General features: G+C 63.5%; 3 protein-coding genes. All 3 read left to right on the top strand.

Features of this window, described 5'->3' with window-relative positions; translation table 11 throughout:
* A partial coding sequence (locus ABY44_RS34100; protein ID WP_431643328.1) for a 4Fe-4S dicluster domain-containing protein occupies positions 1-217 on the top strand: 217 nt, incomplete at its 5' end.
* A 202-nt stretch (positions 218-419) separates the two neighbouring features.
* Entirely contained in the window at positions 420-1,169 is a 750-nt protein-coding gene (locus tag ABY44_RS34095) for an electron transfer flavoprotein subunit beta/FixA family protein (RefSeq protein WP_136470062.1), read from the top strand.
* Between the two features lie 16 nt (positions 1,170-1,185).
* Positions 1,186-1,958: electron transfer flavoprotein subunit alpha/FixB family protein (locus ABY44_RS34090; RefSeq protein WP_060180856.1), on the top strand; the 773-nt coding region annotated here is incomplete at its 3' end.

Genomic DNA, 1,958 nt, shown 5'->3' with positions numbered 1-1,958 from the left:
GGTGAACGTGAACCTGCGCACGTATGCGGGGCCGGAAGGACGTTTCTGCCCGGCAGCGGTGTACGAGTTCGTGAAGAACGACGACGGCAGCGATCGACTGGTGATCAACGCGCAGAACTGCGTGCACTGCAAGACCTGCGACATCAAGGACCCGACGCAGAACATCGTGTGGGTCACGCCGGAAGGCGGTGGCGGGCCGAATTACCCGAACATGTAACGCAACGCGCCAGTGGGACTGGATGACATGAGCGGCTACCCGGTGCTGGTCGATGTTCTTCGCGAACGCATAGACGAGCGCCGCATGGAGCGGTAACACGCATCCATGTCAAATCGTAAAAGGTGGCGGGGGCCGCGTAGTCCAGGTTTGTCTTCCCGATGCCCCTGGTGAATGTGGTGGTGTTGATATTCAGGAGAATGCCTTGAAGATTTTTGTTGCAGTAAAGAGAGTCGTTGACGCGAACGTCAAAGTCGGCGTGAAGTCGGACAACACGGGCGTCGACATCGCGAACGTGAAGATGTCGATGAACCCGTTCGACGAAATCGCGGTGGAAGAAGCGGTGCGCCTGAAGGAAGCGGGCGTCGCGACCGAAGTGATCGCGGTGTCGGTGGGCGTGACGCAAGCGCAGGAAACGCTGCGCACGGCGCTGGCGATCGGCGCGGATCGCGCGATCCTCGTCGAATCGAACGACAGCGTCGAGCCGCTGGCCGTCGCGAAGATCCTGAAGGCGCTGGTCGACAAGGAGCAGCCGCAACTGGTGATCCTCGGCAAGCAGGCAATCGACGACGATTCGAACCAGACGGGCCAGATGCTGGCCGCGCTGGCTGGTCTCCCGCAAGCGACGTTCGCATCGAAGGTCACGATCGCGGACGGCAAGGCAACCGTTGCACGCGAAGTCGACGGCGGCGCGGAAACGCTGTCGCTGACGCTGCCGGCGGTCGTGACGACCGACCTGCGCCTGAACGAGCCGCGCTACGTGACGCTGCCGAACATCATGAAGGCGAAGAAGAAGCCGCTGGAAACGGTGAAGCCGGAAGACCTCGGCGTGGACGTCGCGCCGCGTCTGAAGACGCTGAAGGTGGCCGAGCCGCCGAAGCGCGCAGCCGGCGTGAAGGTGCCGGACGTGAAGACGCTGGTCGAGAAGCTGAAGACCGAAGCCAAGGTGCTGTAAGAGGGAGCGGAAAGAAATGACGATTCTGGTGATTGCAGAACACGACAACGCGTCGATCAAGGCCGCGACGCTGAACACGGTGGCGGCGGCGGCGAAGATCGGCGGTGACATTCACGTGCTGGTCGCAGGCCACAATGCGCAAGGCGCGGCCGACGCGGCAGCAAAGATCGCGGGTGTATTGAAGGTGCTGCTGGCCGACGCGCCGCAACTCGAAGCAGGTCTCGCGGAAAACGTCGAAGCGACCGCGCTGAACATTGCGAAGGACTATTCGCACATCCTCGCGCCGGCGACCGCTTACGGCAAGAACATCGCGCCGCGTATCGCCGCGAAGCTGGACGTCGCACAGATCTCCGACATCACGGCGGTTGACAGTGCCGACACGTTCGAGCGCCCGATCTACGCGGGCAACGCGATCGCGACGGTGCAGTCGAGCGACCCGATCAAGGTCATCACGGTGCGTGCGACCGGTTTCGATCCGGTTGCAGCGGAAGGCGGCAGCGCGTCGGTCGAGAAGATCGAGGCGGCGGCAGACGCCGGCAAGTCGCAGTTCGTCAGCCGTGAAGTGACGAAGCTGGACCGTCCGGAGCTCACCAGCGCGAAGATCATCGTATCGGGCGGCCGTGGTCTGGGCAGCGGCGAGAACTACACGAAGGTGCTGGAGCCGCTGGCGGACAAGCTGTCGGCGGCACTCGGCGCATCGCGCGCGGCAGTCGACGCCGGCTACGTGCCGAACGACTACCAGGTCGGCCAGACCGGCAAGATCGTCGCACCGCAGCTGTACATCGCGGT

The sequence above is a fragment of the Burkholderia sp. ZZQ-2 genome (assembly GCF_050768715.1).
GTDB classification, from domain to species: Bacteria; Pseudomonadota; Gammaproteobacteria; order Burkholderiales; family Burkholderiaceae; genus Burkholderia; species Burkholderia cepacia.
Note: the sequence above shows the minus strand (reverse complement) of the source record. Positions and strands in the feature narration are given on the sequence as shown.